The 20,209-nt window shown below is 38.8% G+C and carries 17 protein-coding genes and 1 tRNA gene; 6 read left to right on the top strand and 12 right to left on the bottom strand.

Features of this window, described 5'->3' with window-relative positions:
* Positions 1-46: 46 nt before the first annotated feature.
* Positions 47-463, bottom strand: coding sequence for a hypothetical protein (locus tag SHI21_RS12925; RefSeq protein WP_323577012.1), 417 nt, complete (start codon positions 461-463; stop codon positions 47-49).
* Positions 464-582: 119 nt separating this feature from the next.
* Here SHI21_RS12925 and SHI21_RS12920 point away from each other — a divergent pair, with 119 nt between their 5' ends.
* Genes SHI21_RS12920 through SHI21_RS12910 form a run of 3 tightly spaced genes read left to right on the top strand, consistent with a single transcriptional unit; the run spans position 583 to position 3,214 of the window.
* Complete coding sequence (locus SHI21_RS12920; protein ID WP_323577011.1) at positions 583-1,980, top strand: thymidine phosphorylase; 1,398 nt, start codon at positions 583-585, stop codon at positions 1,978-1,980.
* Between the two features lie 3 nt (positions 1,981-1,983).
* Positions 1,984-2,805 carry a purine-nucleoside phosphorylase gene (locus SHI21_RS12915; protein ID WP_323577010.1) on the top strand — a complete coding sequence of 274 codons (822 nt, stop codon included), beginning with the start codon at positions 1,984-1,986 and terminating at the stop codon, positions 2,803-2,805.
* 13 nt (positions 2,806-2,818) lie between these two features.
* Positions 2,819-3,214: a cytidine deaminase gene (locus SHI21_RS12910; protein ID WP_323577009.1), complete on the top strand. Its 396-nt coding sequence runs from the start codon at positions 2,819-2,821 to the stop codon at positions 3,212-3,214.
* On the opposite strand, the gene SHI21_RS12905 is transcribed toward SHI21_RS12910, so the two are convergent.
* Positions 3,215-4,006 (bottom strand): phosphatase domain-containing protein, encoded by a 792-nt coding sequence (locus SHI21_RS12905; RefSeq protein WP_323577008.1) that lies wholly within the window; start codon positions 4,004-4,006, stop codon positions 3,215-3,217. It abuts the gene before it with no gap.
* 144 nt (positions 4,007-4,150) lie between these two features.
* The gene (locus tag SHI21_RS12900; RefSeq protein ID WP_323577007.1) at positions 4,151-5,422 is read right to left on the bottom strand and encodes a L,D-transpeptidase; all 1,272 of its coding nucleotides are present in this window, start codon (positions 5,420-5,422) and stop codon (positions 4,151-4,153) included.
* 113 nt (positions 5,423-5,535) lie between these two features.
* On the opposite strand from SHI21_RS12900, the gene SHI21_RS12895 reads away from it, so the two are divergent.
* A complete protein-coding gene (locus SHI21_RS12895; protein ID WP_323577006.1) occupies positions 5,536-6,114 on the top strand; it encodes a MarC family protein in 579 nt (192 codons plus the stop codon).
* A gap of 4 nt (positions 6,115-6,118) precedes the next feature.
* On the opposite strand, the gene SHI21_RS12890 is transcribed toward SHI21_RS12895, so the two are convergent.
* Both SHI21_RS12890 and SHI21_RS12885 read right to left on the bottom strand, forming a co-directional pair.
* Positions 6,119-6,814 (bottom strand): hypothetical protein, encoded by a 696-nt coding sequence (locus SHI21_RS12890; protein WP_323577005.1) that lies wholly within the window; start codon positions 6,812-6,814, stop codon positions 6,119-6,121.
* A 75-nt stretch (positions 6,815-6,889) separates the two neighbouring features.
* A tRNA-Val gene (locus tag SHI21_RS12885) sits at positions 6,890-6,965 on the bottom strand.
* Between the two features lie 257 nt (positions 6,966-7,222).
* Between SHI21_RS12885 and SHI21_RS12880 the strand changes: the two genes are divergently transcribed.
* Complete coding sequence (locus SHI21_RS12880) at positions 7,223-7,648, top strand: hypothetical protein (protein WP_323577004.1); 426 nt, start codon at positions 7,223-7,225, stop codon at positions 7,646-7,648.
* A gap of 28 nt (positions 7,649-7,676) precedes the next feature.
* Here the strand turns inward: SHI21_RS12880 and SHI21_RS12875 are convergent, their stop codons facing one another.
* The 5 genes from SHI21_RS12875 to SHI21_RS12855 form a co-directional block, all read right to left on the bottom strand.
* Positions 7,677-8,951 carry an HD-GYP domain-containing protein gene (locus SHI21_RS12875; RefSeq protein WP_323577003.1) on the bottom strand — a complete coding sequence of 425 codons (1,275 nt, stop codon included), beginning with the start codon at positions 8,949-8,951 and terminating at the stop codon, positions 7,677-7,679.
* A 209-nt stretch (positions 8,952-9,160) separates the two neighbouring features.
* On the bottom strand, positions 9,161-11,575 hold the full coding sequence (gene lon, locus SHI21_RS12870; protein ID WP_323577002.1) for an endopeptidase La: 2,415 nt from the start codon (positions 11,573-11,575) through the stop codon (positions 9,161-9,163).
* A gap of 330 nt (positions 11,576-11,905) precedes the next feature.
* The gene (locus SHI21_RS12865) at positions 11,906-13,483 is read right to left on the bottom strand and encodes a HAMP domain-containing methyl-accepting chemotaxis protein (RefSeq protein ID WP_323577001.1); all 1,578 of its coding nucleotides are present in this window, start codon (positions 13,481-13,483) and stop codon (positions 11,906-11,908) included.
* Positions 13,484-13,971: 488 nt separating this feature from the next.
* Positions 13,972-15,285 carry an ATP-dependent Clp protease ATP-binding subunit ClpX gene (gene clpX, locus SHI21_RS12860; RefSeq protein WP_323577000.1) on the bottom strand — a complete coding sequence of 438 codons (1,314 nt, stop codon included), beginning with the start codon at positions 15,283-15,285 and terminating at the stop codon, positions 13,972-13,974.
* 53 nt (positions 15,286-15,338) lie between these two features.
* On the bottom strand, positions 15,339-15,959 hold the full coding sequence (locus SHI21_RS12855; protein ID WP_323576999.1) for an ATP-dependent Clp protease proteolytic subunit: 621 nt from the start codon (positions 15,957-15,959) through the stop codon (positions 15,339-15,341).
* A 491-nt stretch (positions 15,960-16,450) separates the two neighbouring features.
* Between SHI21_RS12855 and SHI21_RS12850 the strand changes: the two genes are divergently transcribed.
* Positions 16,451-16,732 (top strand): hypothetical protein, encoded by a 282-nt coding sequence (locus SHI21_RS12850; RefSeq protein ID WP_323576998.1) that lies wholly within the window; start codon positions 16,451-16,453, stop codon positions 16,730-16,732.
* Between the two features lie 176 nt (positions 16,733-16,908).
* On the opposite strand, the gene SHI21_RS12845 is transcribed toward SHI21_RS12850, so the two are convergent.
* Together SHI21_RS12845 and SHI21_RS12840 are read right to left on the bottom strand one after the other, a co-directional pair.
* Positions 16,909-17,901 carry a hypothetical protein gene (locus SHI21_RS12845; protein WP_323576997.1) on the bottom strand — a complete coding sequence of 331 codons (993 nt, stop codon included), beginning with the start codon at positions 17,899-17,901 and terminating at the stop codon, positions 16,909-16,911.
* A 113-nt stretch (positions 17,902-18,014) separates the two neighbouring features.
* Positions 18,015-20,186: a beta strand repeat-containing protein gene (locus SHI21_RS12840; protein WP_323576996.1), complete on the bottom strand. Its 2,172-nt coding sequence runs from the start codon at positions 20,184-20,186 to the stop codon at positions 18,015-18,017.
* Positions 20,187-20,209 lie beyond the last annotated feature (23 nt).

The raw sequence follows: 20,209 nt of genomic DNA, 5'->3' as shown, positions 1-20,209 counted from the left end.
TGTCGCGCTTTTCTAAAAAAAATTTAAAAAAAAGTTAGAGAGCGAACTAGAAGCTAAAATTGTAACCAACAGTAGGTTGAACTAAATAGGACTCAGCAATTTTCTGCTTTGAGAAATCTAGGCGAGCGTAGCTTTCAACTGAATTTGCATCCTGAGGAGCTGATTGCGTGATAACCGCAGTTTGTTTTGTAGCTTGCCCAAAAAGAGCAATCCCTACCCCAACAACGATCCCAACAGCACCACCAATAGCAACATTTTCTAACTTATCCTTAGGTTTATCTACGAATGACAGTGTCGATAGACCAAGAATAGCACCAACCGCTCCGGCCCCTAAAACTAAAGTTAAGTCAGCAAGCGACTCATCCAAAACTCCCGTTTGCGACGTGTTGTCTTGCGCATAAACTTGTTGAGTTGGATTAATAAGAATCACTGCAGTTATAATTAAAGTTAATAGAGATTTCATTTGATTTTTTTTCCTTGAACCTTTGCCACGCATTATTTTTGATTTTCGTGAGTCAATTTATTATAATCTCCCTCTTACTCAATTTTTTAGCGATTAAACCAAAACCAAATAAGGGATCCATGACTCAACAATTCTCAGCTTATTCCATTATACAAAAGAAACGAGATAAAGGAAGACTTACTAAAGAAGAAATCAACTGGTTCATCACTGGTCTTACTGAAGGCTACATTGAAGACTATCAAATGAGCGCACTTTTAATGGCCATTTTCCTATGTGGAATGGACATTGAAGAAACCTCATACTTGACCGATGCAATGTTATACTCGGGTAAAGTTCTCAACTTTCCAGAACAGCACTATATCGACAAACACTCTACCGGTGGAGTTGGCGACAAAGCTTCTTTCATCCTGGCGCCTATCGCAGCTGCTTGTGGTGTAAAAGTTCCAATGATTGCAGGTCGTGGCCTTGGTCACACTGGTGGAACAATCGATAAAATTGAATCTATCAAAGGTTTCAAAACAGATTTACCTCTCGAGGAATTTGAACGCCTTTTAAAAGAGCGCGGTTTAGTTCTTATCGGACAAACAAAAGACATCGCACCTGCTGATAAAAAAATCTATGCTCTAAGAGATGTAACAGCAACTGTAGAATCTATTCCCCTAATCACTGCTTCAATCATGAGTAAAAAACTTGCTGAAGGTGCTAAAGGGATCGTCATGGACATTAAGACTGGTAACGGTGCTTTCATGTCAAAATTAAGTGACGCTAAAAAATTAGCAGACAGTATTAGAAAAACCGGATTACGTTTTGATAAAAACATGATGACGATGATTACTGATATGTCAGAGCCATTAGGTCTAGCTGTTGGAAACTCGCTAGAGATTATTGAAAGTATCGAGACATTAAAAGGTCGTGGTCCAAAAGATTTAACTGAACTCTCAGTTGCTCTTGCTGGTGGGATGATTTATCTTGCCGGACTTTCAAAAACACTTAAAGACGGTATTAAAAAAGCACAAGCATCTATTGATGATGGAAGTGCTCTAGAAAAATTCCGTGAACTTATTTCGAACCAAGGTGGAGACGCTCACGTTGTCGATAACTACGACCTGCTTCCACAAACAGAATCAACTTTCGAAGTAAAATCAAAGAAAGCTGGATTCATTACAAAGATGGAATGTACGGAACTTGGAAAACACTGCGTACGCTTAGGTGGTGGAAGACAAAAAACCGGAGATAAAATCGACTTCGCAGTTGGTTTCGTTATGAACAAAAAAATTGGTGATAAAGTTTCTAAGGGTGAAAGCCTGATGACGATTCACTGCCACGACCACCAAATGAAGATCGCTGAGGAAATCGCATTACTTGTAAATTCGAGAGATATTACAATCAGTGCAACTAAACCTCGCGCTAAGAAAAAATTAATCATTGAAGTGCAGACGAAGTTTGCACCAGTTAAAAAAACACCTGCAAAAGCTAAGGCAAAAACTAAAGCTCCTGCAAAAAAGGCAAAGAAGTAAAATATGCAAGCTCTTAAAGAAAAATTAGATCAGACAGTCGCGTACATTCACTCAATCAAAAAATGCTCTCCAAAAGTTGGAGTGGTTTTAGGATCAGGATTGGGAGATTTCGTTGAGAAGATGGAAAACAAAACCATCATCTCGTACAACGACATCCCACACTTCAAAAAAGTCACAGTTCAAGGCCACGATGGAAAACTGATCCTGGGAACAGTTAACGGTGTCGAAGTTGCAGCTCTTCAAGGCCGCTTCCACTTATACGAAGGTCACGATATGGCCGACGTTGTTTACCCTATCCGCGTTCTTCATAAACTTGGTATCGACACAGTTGTTTTAACAAACGCTGCTGGTGGTGTGAACTTAGGTTATAAACCTGGTGATCTGGTGATCTTAACTGATCAAATCAATTTCACAGGAAGAAACCCACTAATGGGGCCAAACGATGAATCAATGGGACCTCGCTTCCCTGATATGGGTCACGCTTTCAACCAGGAATTAATCGATACACTAGGAAAAGTGAGTGCTGATTTAAAAATCAAAACTCAGCAAGGTGTGTACATGGGAGTTCTAGGGCCAACTTATGAGACACCAGCTGAAATCAAAATGTTCAGAATTCTTGGTGGTGATGTTGTTGGTATGAGTACAGTTCACGAAGTGATTATCGCTAACCACATTGGACTTAAAGTTTGTGGGATCTCATGTGTAACAAACATGGGTGCTGGTATCATCGATCAAAAATTAAAACATGAAGACATTAAAGACGAAGCGCTAAAAGTTATGGATAACTTCACAGCTCTTCTAAACAATGCCATCGCTAAATTTTAGTAAGGAAGTAAATATGGAAATCAAAAAAGTCCTTCGTCAAAAAGCTCAAGAAGCTTCAGAAGCTGCCTACTCTCCTTACTCTCACGCCAAAGTTGGTAGTGCGATTGAAATGAGCGACGGAAGTATCTACACTGGATGCAATATCGAAAACGCAAGTTACGGTGGAACAATCTGTGCTGAACGCGTAGCTATCCTGAAAGCTGTTTCAGACAAAAAAATGCAAATCAAAAAAGTGTATGTGTATACCAAAGAAGGATGGCCACCATGTGGAATGTGCCGTCAGGTAATGAGTGAGTTCGCAACGAGTGATATGGAAGTTATCATTGGTGACGTGGCCGGAAAAGAAACAGTCATGAAGTTTTCAGACTTAATGCCGTTATCGTTTACGCCAGATCACCTTACAAAATAATTATCTGTCTTTACACGTCTTCATGATTTTATTTTGAACGCGCAATAAAAGCTTAACAATTTTTGTATCTGATAATTTGCTATGTGACATTAAATTATTAATTTCATCTCTTCCAGATTTTGGGCAGTAGAAGTCATCTAACTGAATTCCACTGTCCTTAGTTTGTTCAACAAAGCCATTAGCAACATTATCTAATCCTTTATAATCCAACTCACCTCTGATCATTTCATTAGCGGCGATTTCAACTGAAGAAAAGAAATTTCTCATCAATGTACTTACTGGCAATTTTGCATCTTGAACTGCACGGATATAGATGGCCTCTACTAATCCAGGATACTCTTTTGAAATATCATTATAAACATCTGGATCGTGTTCCGTATCATCACCAATTAGAATAAGGCTTGTTGGATTTTCTTTGGCGATAACATTTCTAATCGATTCCATTTTAAATTTATATGTATCGCTGCTGATTTTATCTTTTAAGAATCTTTGATCTGCTTGAGGAAAGTCTTTTTCAACCAGGAAGTCTTCAATGCGACAATCGATCATCTTAGGAGATCCACTTACATAATAAATACCGTACCCTCTATCGTGATACTCATGATACAACTCGCTCATTCCAGCGAATGCTCTTTTACTAAATAGTCCGTTAAATCCAACATGAAGTTTGTTATTTAAAACACCTGTCATTTTGATTGTGTCGTCGATATCACTAATAACAACTGTCCTCGCGGATGCAGAGTTAAAAGATAATACAAGAAGAGCGCAGAACGAAAAAATGGTAGTTTTCATAACGAGTTCCTTAAAATAAAAAAAGACCTTAAAAAAAAGATATCTCTTATTATGATCCAAGTTATGGTTCTTTAACTCAGATCATGTAAAATTTATCAATCTTCTAAGGCCTTATATATTCTAGGACAGAAACTTTTTTCTTAATTAAAACAGGTCTGGGCTTCCGATATATCCAATTCCCATCCACTTTCTATAGATCCCGTCAGTTGCTGATCCCTGGCGTTTACCAGCGTTCAAACAAGCTTCCATGTCTTTTTCTTTTGTTCCGATCTTACCGGCCATAAGTTTTGCCTTACACTCATTTTTACGACGAGCATTCTGGTCTTGTAGCTGAAGCTGAGTATCGTAGCTGAACACGTCTTCGTAGTTATCGTCTTTAAGGTCAACTAACTTATCCATTGGAGCTACTGCTTCTTTGTATCTAAGTTGAACTAAATTGTCCTTATCAAGAGGAAAGAATGGGCTTTCTACTGTTCCAGTGTTTGAAACTGTTTTGTAGAGCTTGTTTCTCTTTCCAGCAGGGTGATCTGCCTGATCTTTTGTTCTATAAAGAACAGTGATTGGAGTTTGTTGAACACCACCATCCATAATTAGATCGTGAAGCATCATTAAATCCGGAAGACGAAGTCTCATACATCCGTGAGAGTCAAATCCTCTTACGAATTCATCGTTGATTTCAGTGTGAAATCCGATTGCTGTCATATCGTCAACTAGCGAAGGTCCTTTTAAGATTCTGATGAAAGGCTTTCCATCGAAGTATCTTGGCTTTTCTCTTTTAGAGATAACTGCTCTTTGGTCAAGAAATCCATTGTGGAAACGTGGAGTAAGAAGACTTACAGTTCCTTCGTTTAAAACACCTTCGTCGAATCCACCAACACCGTTAGGGAAAACCATTTTTACTTTATCAGCATCGTCAGTCACGATCACTTTTCTATCAACTAAACCAACTTGAACCTTGAAGGCCATAGTTTTTAAGTTGATCACTTCGTCAGTTACGATTGATAAATCAGCTGGAGTTAAAGCGCGGTTGCTATAGTTAACTGTTAATTTTTCGAAGTTCGATACACCTTTATACTTAACATATGCAGTAAGGTTAACCGTTACCTGTCCATCTCTGTTTTCCGGAAGTTTACTCATGAAAACATTATGAACAACCAGAACTTCTCCGTTCTTAAAGAATAGAGCTGGATTTTTTTTAACGTGGTTTGAAAGATTCACAAGTCCTGGAACAAGGTTTGAAAAGTTATTAACAACGTCTTCAAGTCTTACACCAATAACTTTGTTTACTGCTTCTTCTGGAAGCGTAATTTCGTATTTGTTAGCAAATATGCCATCAAGAAGTCCAGCTGAAGCAGGTTGTGCTCCCAATGCTAAAACGACTGCTAATGTTGATGAAACAAAAATGTTTCTAATCATAATATCCCCCCTGGGAAAGCTTAAGTTAACCTTCATGTATCAGGCCGGGGGCGAATTTAAAAAACAAATCTATGTCAGTGTATTTTTTACAGATAATGAGTTAGCATCACTATATGGATGCAATAAATTTCAAAGAATTCTTCTCAGTTACACTTATTCTATTCTCGGTCATCGATATCCTTGGTGCCTTGCCATTCATTATTGACCTGAAAAGAAAATTTAAAAAAATAGATGCTTTAAAGATCACCATTGTGTCTGGTCTTCTTCTTTATTCTTTTTTGTTTATTGGTGAGTCCATCCTGACTCTTTTTGGAGTTGATGTTCAATCCTTCGCCGTTGCCGGTGGTCTGATCATGTTCTTTCTTGGATTAGAAATGGTCTTGAACATTGAAATCTTCAAACACGATCCTCAACTTTCTCAATCGTCTCCTATCGTTCCTCTGGCCTTCCCGTTAATTGCGGGTGCCGGATCAATGACAACACTTATTTCATTGAACGCTGAATACCACAGGATCAATATTATCCTGGGAGTCTTCTTTAACCTGATCTTTGTCTTTTTTGTGTTGAGAGCTTCTGCTTTTATCGATAAAAAAGTGGGAGTCACTGGAAGCATCATTCTAAGAAAGTTCTTTGGAACAATCCTTCTGGCCATGGCGATTCGTTTAATTAAAAAGAACATTGTCGGAATCTAGAATCTTAAAACGACTTCCCTACACCAACCGTCAATTGTGGGCCTGATTCAGTCAATTTAAGCTCATTGTACTTTTGCGTACGGGATTCATACCCTAACGAGGCGCTTAGCCTTAATTCTGGCAAATAATGGTTATAAGTGGCATTCACCAGATAAGCGATTCCCGTCTTACTGTCTCCTGCTCCTAGAATCAGCGATGCTTTGACTGAAGGGATGATGCTGAAGCGTTCGCGTGAAATGGCCTGATAGAATCCGGCCGCACTTATAGTTGGCGACCAGTGCCCGCCGCCTGATACAGTCGTGTTATTAGCTTTAAAAAACACCAGACGCTGAAGCTCTCCACTTAGAGTTGCTGAAAAGCGCGGGTTAATTAAATACCTCACACCTACTTCTAATCCACCCATCAGTTCATTTTTTTCTGAGTTTGTTGCCGAGTCTGCCATCGTCACTTTATAAAGTTGGGCCGTAGAAAAAAGAACGTACTTAAGATTAAGAAGTCTCGAGTAGGCCCCTTTTAACTTCAAGGTATCACTATCAATGGTTTGATCGACATTAGATGCGGATAATTTATATTTTGCGATTACATAGCCCAGACTTACGGATGCAGTCTGATTAACTAAATCTTCTGCGCGAGCATTTGCTTGGAAGAGCGCCAAGGCACCAATAATTGCAACATAAGTATGAATAGATTTAATAAACATAATTCATTATGCATTGAGACTTTGTTAATTTAAAGGATTTTTTGATTAGGGATGAAGGTCGGACAAGTAACAAAATGGTGGGAGTTGAGGGGCTCGAACCCCCGGCATCTACCTTGTAAGGGTAGCGCTCTACCAGCTGAGCTAAACTCCCATTTCCATACTTGAATGGTGTCAAAGATAGTCAAAGCCCTAAGATATGTCAATTCTAAAAATCAGCATTTTGAAAAAAAATTTAAACAATGAATATTATTTTCAGTCTCTTATGAGGGCACCTTGAGGGAATTGTGTAATTAATTCCCGATCCCCTAAGCTTTCGGCCCGTGAGCTTGTCGCATTATTTTTTCTACGATAAATCACAAAAAAACAAATCTAATAAAAACCAAGATTAATTTCACGAGGGGAATTTTAATGAAATCATTATTACTTGCTATGACTTTTGCTCTATCTGCTTCTGCAATGGCAGCAACTCCAGCTACTACTGCGGTAACGGCACTACTTGCTAACGGTGAATACTACGGAACTAACGGGACTGAAAAATGTTCAGTTAAAGTTGTAACAGCTTCAGACGCTGTTTCAGTTTTCATCACAACTAAGAAAAACTCAGTTGGATTTACAGTTGTAGATTCATCTTCAAACTATTCAGTTAATGAAGTGACAGGTGAAGTATCAGCTACTCAAAAATTAACTGCACCTCACTATCTTCAAGGTGCTGCTAAGGTTCTTAACATGACAACGAATGATAACGATGAAGTTGAAGTTTACATTTCAACAATCGCTACAAACCACAGAGGCGATGATTTAAGTTCATACGCTACTTGTAATGTTGCTAAGTAATTTTTAAATTTGAATGCCGGGTAATTAGTTATCCGGCATTCACTATTTTTTCTAAGGCATCTACTGCATCTTTATAAATTAGTTTACTGTATTTAACTTTTAACTCATTTACTATCACGCCTATCTGCTCTTGTGCTAAATTCTCATCCGCTGACTTATCCCAAGCATTTATGAAATTTGTGACAAAATCCTCAACCACCATAAAAACCATATTTAACGGTGAAATACTTAAACTAAGATTATCCGCAAACATTTTGCCACTCTTCATTCCATGGTGTTCTCGAATCAGCGAAATCAGCTCTTCTGGAGAATTGATCATCGACTCCAACTTGAGCGCTGCCCGATGAGAGTGCTCTAGCACTATAATCATTTCCTCTTCGGATAACTGTCCACGTTCTTTTTCGAAATTATGATGAAGCTTTAGCAGGCGTTCATTTTGAAGAGTCATGTCATGAAATAAACATAGATAGAGCATTTTAATTTCGATTCTTTCAATCCTGAAGACAAAATGCTTAGAGCACTGAAGCATTAACAAACAAGTCATATAACTATGTCTGTAACCATAAAACAGTTTTTTATTAATGGGGTTACTTATAAAGTTATTCAAGGATTCCGGATCGACGATTGCCTGCTTCCATGAACTAATAAGTTGTTTTACAACTATAGAAATCGACTTATCTATTGTTTCATTTTTAAAAAGATCCATAATGATTTCAAAACAATCAGAGTTGAGATGCATCTTTTTTTCAGTTGTTATATTTTCTTGATGAAACTTATTCATTAAATTTTCATGCAAAAATAAAGAAGCCTCTTCAAAGTTTTTATCCATGACGAAAAATTCTTTACCTGTTCGAAGCATCAGCCTTTCCATCTCATTTTCTGATAATGTCGCCCCTGCTGAAATTTTTAAGAGGTACTCAAACCCGCTATTCTTTTTTATTCTGCTATAAACATTGAAAGGAAATTTTACTTGATGTAATTCTTTAAAATAGAGCCTGTTAATAGCAGAGTATGTTATCGCTGCCGGGGCTTCACCAACTAAGGTGCGCAACTTAACATCGCCCTGCTCTTCTACTTCGTCCTTTATACCTAAAATCTCTTTTAGTGAATTAATGATCTTTCTTGGACTTGATGGATACTTAATTGACCTGGCCTGTGGGTAAGGTGTTCTCACATTTCCTAATACCAGGACATCGATGGCCTTTTTGGATTCTTCGTAATTTTTAATCAGGTTTTCAAAAATTTTAGTGGAGAAACTTTCAGTACAGATAACGATATCTATTTCAGAAAATATTTCTAACATGGTTAGAGTGTCTAAAAGATCGTAGCGTACGATAACTTCGAATCCAAAACTTTCAGAAAGGTAGGATTGAATTTCATTGGCGAGTAGCTGATTGTCATTGAATGCAATTAATACTTGAGTCATACCTTATCGTAACATGAAGTATGTATCACAAACTAAAAGGGCCTCCCAAAGGAGGCCCGATTATTAAAAAAGTGTTTCAGAAAATTTTAGTTAGCGACTTCCATTCCTCTTGCACCTTCCACAACCGTAAGGTTCGGAGTAACTGCTTGAAGGAACTTTTCTGGGTTCGTAAGATCTAGAGCAACTTTTAATACTTGGTCTACATGGTCACATGGAAAAATTTCCAGTCCTGATTGAATCTCTTCAGGAATATCAGCTAAATCTTTTACGTTTCTAGCTGGAATGATAACCGTTTTAACTCCTGCGTGTTTAGCAGCAAGAAGTTTTTCTTTTAGACCACCGATTGGAAGTACTCTACCTCTAATTGTCACCTCTCCAGTCATTGCTACGTCCTGACGAACTGCAATTCCCGTGATCGCTGATGTTAGAGCTGTAACCATTGTCACACCCGCTGAAGGTCCGTCTTTTGGAGTCGCTCCTTCTGGTACGTGAATATGGATATCGTTCTTTGTATACCATTCAGCACTGATTCCAAGTTTTGGAGAGATTGCTCTCACGTAAGAAAGAGCTGCTTTCGCCGACTCTTGCATTACTTCACCTAACTTACCAGTGATTTGGATTTTTCCATTTCCTTCTACAGTTACTACTTCAATGTGAAGAAGTTCACCACCAACTGACGTCCATGCTAATCCGTTTACCAGACCAACTTGAGCTCCGCTTTCGATATCTGTCTGGTCGAAACGACGAGGTCCAAGATATTTAGCAAGTTGTTTTGAAGTTACATTGAATTTTTTCCCAGCTGGTACTTCTTTCGTTACAACTTCAGTAGCGATTTTTCTTACTACAGTGTTAAGCAATCTTTCGAACTCACGAACACCAGCTTCTTTTGACCATCCACGGATGACATCAGTCATACATGAATCACCAATTTGTACTTCGTGCTCTGTTAATCCGTTAGCTGCTACTGCTTTTTTCAGTAAGTAACGTTTCCCAATTTCTAGTTTCTCTTGTGGAGTGTAACCAGATAAATGGATGATTTCCATACGGTCTCTTAGTGGACCTGGGATTTTTCCTAAATCGTTAGCTGTCATTACGAACATAACTTTCGAAAGATCGTATTCAACTTCGATATAGTGATCAGCAAAGTTTTTGTTTTGCTCAGGATCTAATACTTCAAGCATTGCTGCTGAAGGATCGCCACGCATATCAGATGACATTTTATCGATCTCATCTAATAGGATAAGTGGATTAGATGTTCCGGCCTTTTTCATGGCCATCATGATCTTACCTGGCATTGCTCCTACGTAAGTTCTTCTGTGTCCGCGGATTTCAGATTCATCACGTACTCCACCAAGGGCGATACGTTGGAATGATCTTCCTAGAGATTCAGCAAGAGACTTAGCGATAGATGTCTTACCAACACCTGGAGGTCCTGATAGACATAGAATAGTTCCTTTTCCTTCACCTTTTAGAAGTGAACGAACAGCAAGATATTCTGTGATTCTTTCTTTTACATCTTTCATTCCGTAATGGTGGTCATCAAGAATTTCTTTTGCACGAGCAACAGAGTTGTTATCTGTAGTGTACTCATCCCACGGAAGTGAAAGCATCCAATCAACGTAGTTTCTAACAACAGCTGATTCAGCTGACATTGGAGACATTGATTTAAGTTTTTTAATTTCTTTCGCAGTTTTCTCACGAGCTTCTTCTGGCATTTTCTTAGCAGCAAGCTTTTCTTCCATTTCCTGGATATCAGTCTTACCGTCGTCTTTTTGCCCAAGCTCTTTTTGAATAGCGTTCATTTGCTCATTCAAATAGTATTCTTTCTGCGACTTTTCCATCTGAGTTTTTACTCTCGTACGGATACGTCTTTCAACGTTGATGATTTCGATTTCACCTTGCATTTTTTCAAGTAGAAGTTCTAAACGTCTTCCTACTTCAACTGCTTCAAGGATTTCTTGTTTCTCAGAAATTTTCATAGTTAAGTGAGCAACCATGATATCTGCTAAGCGAGAAGGATCCGTAATCGAAGAAATGCTCATCAAAAGCTCAGGCGGAATTCTCTTATTTAGCTTCACATACTGTTCAAAGATTCCTTTGATGCTTCTGATGGTAGCTTCAAGAGTAACTGGGTCCTTCGTTTCTGAAACGCATTTCTCGACTTCCGCGAAATAGCCTTCGCTACCCGATTCAAAAGTTTTGATTTTTGCGCGGTACTTTCCTTCGATCAATACTTTTACAGTATTGTCTGGAAGACGAAGCATCTGAATGATGTTGACTACAACACCTGTTTCATAGATATCTTCGCGGTCCGGATTTAGAACGCTGGCGTCTTTTTGTGTGACTAGAAAAATTTCATTGTTGTTTCTTTGTGCTTCTTCTAAAGCAGAGATTGATTTTTCTCTCCCCACGAATAGAGGTACTACCATGTGTGGAAAAATGATCATGTCCCTAAGTGGTAATAATGGGAACTTTTTAGACTCTGAAAAACCTTGAGACATAGTACCTCCTGCACTATTTGTTACCTCCTCCCTATCCCTAGGCTCACTTCCTGATTTCCTTTTGGGATATGGAGGGTCTAATAAAATGATGACATATAAATCGTTCCTTTTGCAAAATAAAAGAAATGGTATAAATTGCTTTTTTTCGACAATAAAACAAATTGAATATGACTAGTTTTTATAGTGTATTAAAACCATCTACACGCTAACTAAATGTATTTCCTGAATTTGTTTGTAGGGGCAGATTGTAAGGAAGTGTAAGTTGAATAAAAACCAGTCGTATAGGTGCAAAAATGCACCTATATCCGACTGAATTTAACTGTGAATTTTTTAGCCTACTTTACCCTCGACGGTGTTCTTCAGGTCTTCTACAAGCCCATTTAACTTGCGAGACTGCCCGGAAAGCTCTTCTGCAGAGAAGGCCATCTGTCTTGAAGAGTCCGCATTCATTTGTGTGGCCTGATCTAATTGTCCCATTGCCTTTGAAATTTCGATAATCCCTTTACTCTGCTCCTCTGAAGCAACAGTGATATCAGAGACCATCGTATCGACTTCTTGAACGTGCCCTACGATATCATCGAGAACATCATTGCATCGTTTTGCGACAGTGATTCCCATCTCAACTTTTTTCTTTCCTTCGACCATCAATGCTCCCACTTCTGACTTAGTAGTGTTAACAATTGACACAACTTTTGTTGTACTCTCTCCAAGCATTGTAGCAATTTCCTGAGCAGCAGTTCCACTCATAGTTGCCAGATTTCCAATCTCTTCAGCTACCACCGAAAATCCTTTTCCATGTTCTCCCGCACGTGCTGCTTCTACTGAAGCATTGAATGAAAGAAGCTTAGTTTGAAAAACGATTTCGTTAATGACTTTAGTCTTATTAGAAATTTCATGAATAACTTTGATGATCTCTTCAATATTAGAGTTACTATGCTCAACCGACGTCATCATGTTTTGGTTTGACTGGTGGATATCTTCGATGGCCGTAATCATTTGTTCAACTGATTGCTTTCCAAGATTGGCCGCATCAGCACTTTTCTTAGAAACAATATTCGATTGAAAAGCATTTTCCTGGTTCTTTTTTACCATTGCCGAGAGCTCTTCTGTAGAAGCTGTTGTCTCTTGAATTGCAGCGGCCTGCTCGTTTACGCTTGAAGAAAGCTCTTCGCTTGAATGGGCGATACTATCTGACGCTTTCGACACCGTTTCTGATCCTTCTGATAAACTAATGGCCAGATTGCGAAGCTGAGTTGTAAGACCAGTTGAAATAAAGTAGGCAATAAAACTTCCAAAGATAATTCCAAGGGCCACTGTAACCATCGTGATCTTATCTGCCATGGCCGATGTCTCTTCTGCTTTTGCTGACCAGATTTCTGATTGCTGAATTTGAAAATTTGTTAATTTATCAAGTGCTGCGAAAAAAGAGTCTCGAGATGTCTTTAAATCATGTCTATACATATTTCCAAACTTTATCTGATCCTCTTCTTTCTTAGATTTTGCATATTGAGGCATCTCTTTAAACAATGGTTGCATCGCCTGCCAGTTATCATTCACATTCTTATAAAGCTCTGCTTCACCTTCTACAAAAGGTACTGCTTCATATTTAACACGGGCCTTTTCATAAATTTCCAATTGCTCAGCAATGGCCTTATCAATTCTTTCAAAATCCTTTTCTTCATTTCCTCTTATAGTGTATTGAAGCATTCTTCTTAAAGTTTCACGCGAACCTGAATCAAGGTTTTTTAGTGAAATCGAGTTTTGAAGGTTTATCTTCGTTACATGCTCATACTCAGATGAAGTCTTTTTCAACATCTGAATATTCACTCCACCGATAAAAAGAAGTAATAAAATTAAGCATCCAAAAGAAGCTCTCAATTTGAAGTTCAAACTTTTGTTTTTAAACATAATATCCCCTGTATGTTCTCTGTACTTAATCATTATCGGTTAAGGGTCATAGTGAAAAAATTAATTGAAACTTAATTTTTGACAAATTCAGTTTAGAATAAAACTGCCTCTCAAAGTGGCCTTTTTATAGGAAGAAAAAATTATTTTTTTGATTTTTTTACTAGTGGTGCACAACTGTCAAGTTTCCTTCATAAACTCATTCATAAATGAGTATGCTTTAAAAAAAAACATTTTAAATTTATGACCATTTTTTGAGTTTTAATTAGAATCTCATTAACTTGGCTTCAGTTGCTGTTTTCTATCGTTTGTAAGTGTGTGGGCCCTTTTTAGCTGCTTATTGGCCATCTTAGACCATTTTATCGCTGTCAGATCGTTTGTGGCCTTTAAGGGCATATTTAATGCTTTTAATTCATGTTAACTAGATCGCGACTCAAAAAAAAAGGCCCCCCGAAGGTGGCCTCTTTGAAATCATTTTAATTTTTGTAAACTTAAGCTGATTCGATGTTTTTCTTCGGAGCTACTGTCGCTGTTCCCGATGTTACAGCTGGAGTTTTTCTTGGCCCTTCAACAACTTTCGGAGTTCCTCTACCAGTTACTGATTCAACAGTAATGATAACCTTACAAACCTTTTCGTTTGCTGGAACATCGTACATAACATCTAACATAGACTGCTCTAAAATCGCTCTTAAACCACGTGCTCCGGTCTTTCTATCAAGTGCCTGGCGAGCTACTTCTTTAAGTGCTGCTGGTTCGAACTCTAGTTCAATCCCTTCGTACTCAAAAAGTTTTGCGTATTGTTTTGTAAGAGCATTTTTTGGCTCAGTTAAAATTGAAACAAGAGCGGCTTCATCTAGTTCAGTAAGCATAGCGTTTACTGGAAGACGTCCGATGAACTCTGGAATTAAACCGAATCTTGAAAGATCCTCAGGCTCGATCCCACCAAGTTTTTCAATCACAGATTGCTCTGCTTCTGATTTCTCAGCGATTAATCCCATTGGTCTTTTCGTCATACGTTTTTCGATGATCTTATCCAGACCTACGAAAGCTCCCGCACAGATGAAAAGGATATTTTTTGTATCAACTTGAATGAATTCTTGTTGAGGATGCTTACGTCCACCTTTTGGCGGAACAGAAGCAATCGTTCCTTCTACGATTTTTAGAAGTGCCTGCTGAACACCTTCACCTGAAACGTCACGAGTGATCGATGGGTTTTCAGATTTACGAGCGATCTTATCGATCTCATCGATGTACACGATTCCGCGTTGAGCACGCTCAACATCGAAGTCACAGTTTTGTAAAAGGTTAAGGATGATGTTCTCAACGTCTTCCCCTACGTACCCTGCTTCAGTTAATGAAGTAGCGTCAGCGATAGCGAAAGGAACGTTTAGGAATTTTGCAAGTGACTGAGCGATCAACGTCTTACCAGAACCTGTTGGCCCCGCTAGAAGAATGTTTGATTTCGCCAGTTCAACTGCATCACCTTTACGTGAGTCACCAGTCTTGTGAGCAATTCTCTTATAGTGGTTGTGAACCGCTACTGAGATGATTTTTTTAGCTCTGTCCTGACCGATAACATAGTTATCCAAGTGAGCTTTAATCTCATGAGGTTTAGGAACATTATCAACTACTGCTTTTGCACTACTTTTTTGAGAGTCCTCAAAAATGATGTCATTACATAGTTCGATACATTCATCACAAATATAACATCCTGGACCTGCGATCAGCTTTTTAACTTCTTTTTGTGATTTCCCACAGAAGTTACAGTGAAGAGCACTTCCGAAATTTGCTTTTTCTTTTGTCATTTTAATTTTCCTTATACTCGCGAAACACAACTGACCTATTTATATTTTCTCAATTACTTTTTAATTTTTCTTTCTGATTTATCAATAACAACGTCGATCAACCCAAGTTCAATTGCTTTGTATGGGCTAAGGTAGTTGTCACGGTCAGTTTCTTTTTCAATTCTATCCATTGTCATTCCTGATGAAGAGTGACGAACGTAGATACCATTTAATTGCTTCTTTAGATCTTGGATTTCATTTGCTTGAATCTGGATGTCAGAAGCCTGTCCGCGTGCTCCACCTAATGGCTGGTGAATCATAATGCGCGAATGTGGCATTGAATGTCTGAATCCTGCTGCTCCTGCAGTTAAAAGTAAAGACCCCATACTAGCGGCCATACCTACGCAGTACGTATAAACCGGGCATGAAATGTGTTGCATAATATCGTAAATCCCAAGACCAGCGTAAACCGATCCCCCTGGGCTATTGATATAAAAGTGAATTGGCGCTTCTGAATCAGACTGTTCTAGAAAAAGCATCTGAGCAATCAGAAGGTTAGCTACTGTATCGTTAACTTCTGTTCCCAAAAACACGATTCTATCCAGAAGAAGTCTTGAATAAATATCGTATTGTCTCTCCCCTCTCGCAGTTTGTTCAATAACAATTGGATTAGGAATATAGGCTTTTGGATCCATTTTTTTCTCCACGGAAACGGTTAATTCGTTTTTTATTACATTTCGTTAATTTATCGGCACAGGACTCTAAGATCTTTAGATATAAAGCTTACTCTTTTAACAAAAAAGGACAAGGTATAAGTACCTAGTTTCTCAGGTTTTTATGGACATTTAGAGGAAGTTCTAGCAATTGCGAACCTACCTTTCCCTAGTTATATTTTATCGAGTTTAATGAATGCAAGGCCTGATCAAAGCACTCAAACTTGCATCTGACCTGATTCATTCCTCACCTTTTTGGTCAAAAACCAACTTTTGAAGACACACAATCAAAGTTTAGAGAAAGGAATTCTTAATTAGAAAGTAAATTCTTCATAGGGAAAAATGGTTTTCTACAATATTTCTCTTAGCTACCTTGAACTTATCTTGTAATTTCTTCAGTCCCCGAAATTAAAATTGAAAAGTCGTCCTGGGTGGTGGATAAGGACTGACAAATCTTTGGGGGATGGGAACAAATGAATATCGACGGGGAAAATCTAGTCAGACTAGATCAGTGGAAAAACCAAAAGAGAGAAGGAAACTTCTCTGATTACCTTAAAGTTTTAAGTTTCAATGATCTTATTAACGAATCAGACAGCCTGATGGATCAGTTGAAGCGCAGTGAAGAAGTGGAAGACCTGTTTTCTAAAACGAGAGTCATGATGAATGAGTTCACGTTACGTTTGGAAAAAGAATCAAGACACCTGGCAGACTCGGTTAAGGATCTAAAGAAATCTATCGAAGACAAGCTTCACTAAGAAGTGGCAACTCTCTTCCTCTGACCATTAGAGGAAGAGAATTTCTAATCAATCACTCACCTATTTCAATTCAATTTTAAAAGCACTCTGAAAAGCCATTACTAGCTCTATATCGGCCTGCAATTGATGGGCGCGACTGTATTATCACGAGGGCCACAAAGGCCCTCTAAACCGATTTAAAACAGAAATTTTGTTTTAATCAGATTCAATTCAAAGCTGAATGAATTTCCAACTCCATCACGTTTTGGAAGACTATTCACTTGAACATCGCCACTAAATCTTCTGTATTCAAACTCCATCCCTGTACCAATTTGCAGCTTGGGATTGATTTTGAACATAATATCTAAAGCAGGATTAAAGACAAATGAAACGCCTTTAACCGTCACGCCACCGCCTGATGTATCTTCATAAAAACCACCAATCTTATTCCATTGTTCAACAGAAATAGAATCGTCATTGCTTAATTGAAATGAAGCATAGAAATAGGATCCGACTTCCACTGAATTAGCTGAACCTGTTCCAGTCGTCGCTCCAAAACGTTTAATTTTTGCATCATAATCGTAGCTGCTTAAAACCATTCCTCCACCAAGTTTGTGTTCTCCAAGTTTTGCATAAATAGTAAGATCCGAAGAGTCTTCTCCATCAGAAATGAGAACCTCTGCAAAGCTCCCCCATCCCTGATTTTCAAATCCAAATTTAAAATCGAGAGGCACTAAGCGGGCCTTAAAATCATTTGTATCAAACTCCAGTGCACGATTTCCATCTTCCATATAATTGGATTGAAAATCCAGTGTTGAAATTTTTAAGCTTAGTGGATTAAGCTCTACGAAAAATTGCGATGTTGATATTTCTGTATAAATTTTTTGTACTTTAGCTTTTATTTGAGAAGGTGCGTACACCGGCACTTCAACTTCCAAAGCTTGAGGAGTTACCGTTCTATCTCCTGATGCTGGAGCGTAAAATACAGCAGGAGCAACGGCCTGATTTTGAGGAACAGGAGGAGGTCCTGGTAGAACTACTGGAGCGGCCTGAGGTGCAGGCGTAATGATTGTTGTTGTCGTTGGAGCTGGTGTTGGATTCGCTACCGGCATTGCTGGCTGGTTATAAGTATCCTGAGCATAAGAAGAAGTTGCAAGAAGACATACTGTCGCAAGAGTGAGAGCTTTCATAAATATCAATCCTTGATATGAAAATGTATTGAACATAGTTTGAGCTATGAACTAATTTCGATCAAGGATAAAATATTCTTTTGTGAATATAAATAACTGAGTGTTTTTATTTTTTAAGGACAAGTGTTCATAGTTGCATAGCCTGCTCGAGTGCTGGATCCACCAAGCGTAGTAAAAGATCCTCCGGCCATTACTGTTGTACCTGACACCGTTATGTTATTTACATCTGTATTTGCATTTGGATTCCACGCCAGCGCATTACTACTATTAGTTATTGTACTAATCGCCGCTATATTATTTCTTGTGACTCCCGCTATAGTTGAAAAACCTCCACCGACATATACCGTTGTCCCACTAACTGCGAGACCCGTTACATACGAATTTACGTTGGGATTCCAAGCTGTCGCATTATTAGTATCAACAGTCGTATCGAGAGCAGCTAATCGGTTTCTTACTTGCCCACCAACTAATGTAAAATCTCCTCCGATATACAAGGTTGTTCCAGTGAGTGCCATCGTTTCAATATAATCAGCAGCGTCTGGATTCCAACTTGTCGCAACTCCCGTGGTTGTATCAAGAGCAGCAATTCTACTTCGAGCTGCCCCACCAATATTAGTAAACTGTCCACCTACATACAAAGTTGTACCGGACATTGCCAGTGTATAAATCTTATTATTAGAATTTGGATTCCAAGCTGTCGCGGCCCCAGTAGTCAAATCAATTGCAGCTATTCTATTTCGAGCTGCTCCACCAATATTTAAAAATTCTCCACCTGCATATATATTCGATCCAGACACCAAGAGTGTATAAACTAAACCATCTGAACCAGGATCCCACGATGTCATATTGCTTGTATTAATAGTTGTATCAAATGCACCGATGCGATTTCTTGCTGTTCCACCAATTTGTAAAAAATCTCCACCTACATACACATCGGAACCAGAGGCCGCTACGGCCCAGACAGTGTTGTTTGGATTTGGATTCCATGTTGTCGCATTATTTGTATCAACTGTTGTATCGAGCGCCGCTAGTCGGTTTCTTACTTTCCCACCGATGCTGAGAAACTGTCCTGCTGTATACAAAGTTGTGCCAGAAAGTGCTAAATTTTCAACGTAAGAACCTGCGTTTGGATTCCAAGCTGTCGCATTGGCAGTGTTAAGTGTTGTATTGATGGCCGCTATATAATTTCTTGCCTGTCCCCCAATACTTGTAAAAAATCCACCTGCAAATAAAGTTGTACCAGAAAGCAATAACGTATGTACTTCGCTATTAGGACTGGGATCAAAAGCAGTCGCGATACTAGTAGTAACTGTTGTATCGAGTGCGGCCAGATAATTTCTTGATTGCCCATCAATTGTGACAAAGTTCCCACCAGCATATAAGGTTGTGCCAGACATCGCTAAAGTACGTACAATGCCGCTTGCGTTTGGATTCCAAGCTGTCGCTGTCGTAACACCAGTATCCACTGTTGTATCAAGTGCCGCTATTCTATTTCTTACTACCGTGCTAGCTACCCTTGTAAAATCCCCACCGATATACAAAGTTGTGCCCGAAATTGCTAAACTATAAACATCACCATTTATATTTGGATTCCAACTTGTCGGAGTTCCCGTGGTTGCATCAAGTGCTGCTACTCTATTTCTACCTTGAGTCCCAATAACGATAAAGTCCCCGCCGGCATATAACGTACCTCCAGAAAGAGCTAAGGCCATAACTGTACCGTTAGTATTGGAGGCAAAATTATGTAAGCTGCCATCGCTATTGATGCGTGCGATTCCACGGCGAGTTGCTAGTCCAATCTTCGTAAAATTACCACCGATATACCAGCCACCTGCTCCATCAGGTATTACAACAGAGATCTTTCCATTAGTAACTGCAGGAAAAGCGATATTAACAACTCCAGAAGAATTAACAGTGGCCCCTTGGGTCGCCATATAATCGCCAACAGTTGTAAACATGCCACCAGCGTATAAGGTAGTTCCTGACATTTGCAATGACTGCACTAAACCATTTAGATTAGGATTAAAAGGTAGAACTGCTCCGGTAGCATCAATCGCGGCTAAATTATTTCGAGCAACACCTTGAACAGTTGTAAACTCACCACCAATATAAGTTGTTGTTCCATCAACTAACGTGGTTCTAACTTCACCAACTACTTTTACTGCCGGGCCATAAGTTACAGTGCAACTTGGAAGAGCGGTTCCTTTCCAGAATCCAATATTAACTCTTTGAGCGTAAAGATTTGTGCTTATCAAAATTAAAAAAATTGCAAAAAATTTTGCCATTTTTAAATCCTTTAATTCATGAA

The sequence above is a fragment of the Bacteriovorax sp. PP10 genome, assembly GCF_035013165.1.
Classification (GTDB): domain Bacteria; phylum Bdellovibrionota; class Bacteriovoracia; order Bacteriovoracales; family Bacteriovoracaceae; genus Bacteriovorax; species Bacteriovorax antarcticus.
This window is presented reverse-complemented; position numbering and strand designations above follow the sequence as displayed.

Coding starts and splice junctions, on each gene's coding strand:
- SHI21_RS12925 (WP_323577012.1), bottom strand. CDS start 463: ATGAAATCTCTATTAACTTTAATTATAACTGCAGTGATTCTTATTAAT.
- SHI21_RS12920 (WP_323577011.1), top strand. CDS start 583: ATGACTCAACAATTCTCAGCTTATTCCATTATACAAAAGAAACGAGAT.
- SHI21_RS12915 (WP_323577010.1), top strand. CDS start 1,984: ATGCAAGCTCTTAAAGAAAAATTAGATCAGACAGTCGCGTACATTCAC.
- SHI21_RS12910 (WP_323577009.1), top strand. CDS start 2,819: ATGGAAATCAAAAAAGTCCTTCGTCAAAAAGCTCAAGAAGCTTCAGAA.
- SHI21_RS12905 (WP_323577008.1), bottom strand. CDS start 4,006: ATGAAAACTACCATTTTTTCGTTCTGCGCTCTTCTTGTATTATCTTTT.
- SHI21_RS12900 (WP_323577007.1), bottom strand. CDS start 5,422: ATGATTAGAAACATTTTTGTTTCATCAACATTAGCAGTCGTTTTAGCA.
- SHI21_RS12895 (WP_323577006.1), top strand. CDS start 5,536: ATGGATGCAATAAATTTCAAAGAATTCTTCTCAGTTACACTTATTCTA.
- SHI21_RS12890 (WP_323577005.1), bottom strand. CDS start 6,814: ATGTTTATTAAATCTATTCATACTTATGTTGCAATTATTGGTGCCTTG.
- SHI21_RS12880 (WP_323577004.1), top strand. CDS start 7,223: ATGAAATCATTATTACTTGCTATGACTTTTGCTCTATCTGCTTCTGCA.
- SHI21_RS12875 (WP_323577003.1), bottom strand. CDS start 8,951: ATGTTAGAAATATTTTCTGAAATAGATATCGTTATCTGTACTGAAAGT.
- lon (WP_323577002.1), bottom strand. CDS start 11,575: ATGTCTCAAGGTTTTTCAGAGTCTAAAAAGTTCCCATTATTACCACTT.
- SHI21_RS12865 (WP_323577001.1), bottom strand. CDS start 13,483: ATGTTTAAAAACAAAAGTTTGAACTTCAAATTGAGAGCTTCTTTTGGA.
- clpX (WP_323577000.1), bottom strand. CDS start 15,285: ATGACAAAAGAAAAAGCAAATTTCGGAAGTGCTCTTCACTGTAACTTC.
- SHI21_RS12855 (WP_323576999.1), bottom strand. CDS start 15,959: ATGGATCCAAAAGCCTATATTCCTAATCCAATTGTTATTGAACAAACT.
- SHI21_RS12850 (WP_323576998.1), top strand. CDS start 16,451: ATGAATATCGACGGGGAAAATCTAGTCAGACTAGATCAGTGGAAAAAC.
- SHI21_RS12845 (WP_323576997.1), bottom strand. CDS start 17,901: ATGAAAGCTCTCACTCTTGCGACAGTATGTCTTCTTGCAACTTCTTCT.
- SHI21_RS12840 (WP_323576996.1), bottom strand. CDS start 20,186: ATGGCAAAATTTTTTGCAATTTTTTTAATTTTGATAAGCACAAATCTT.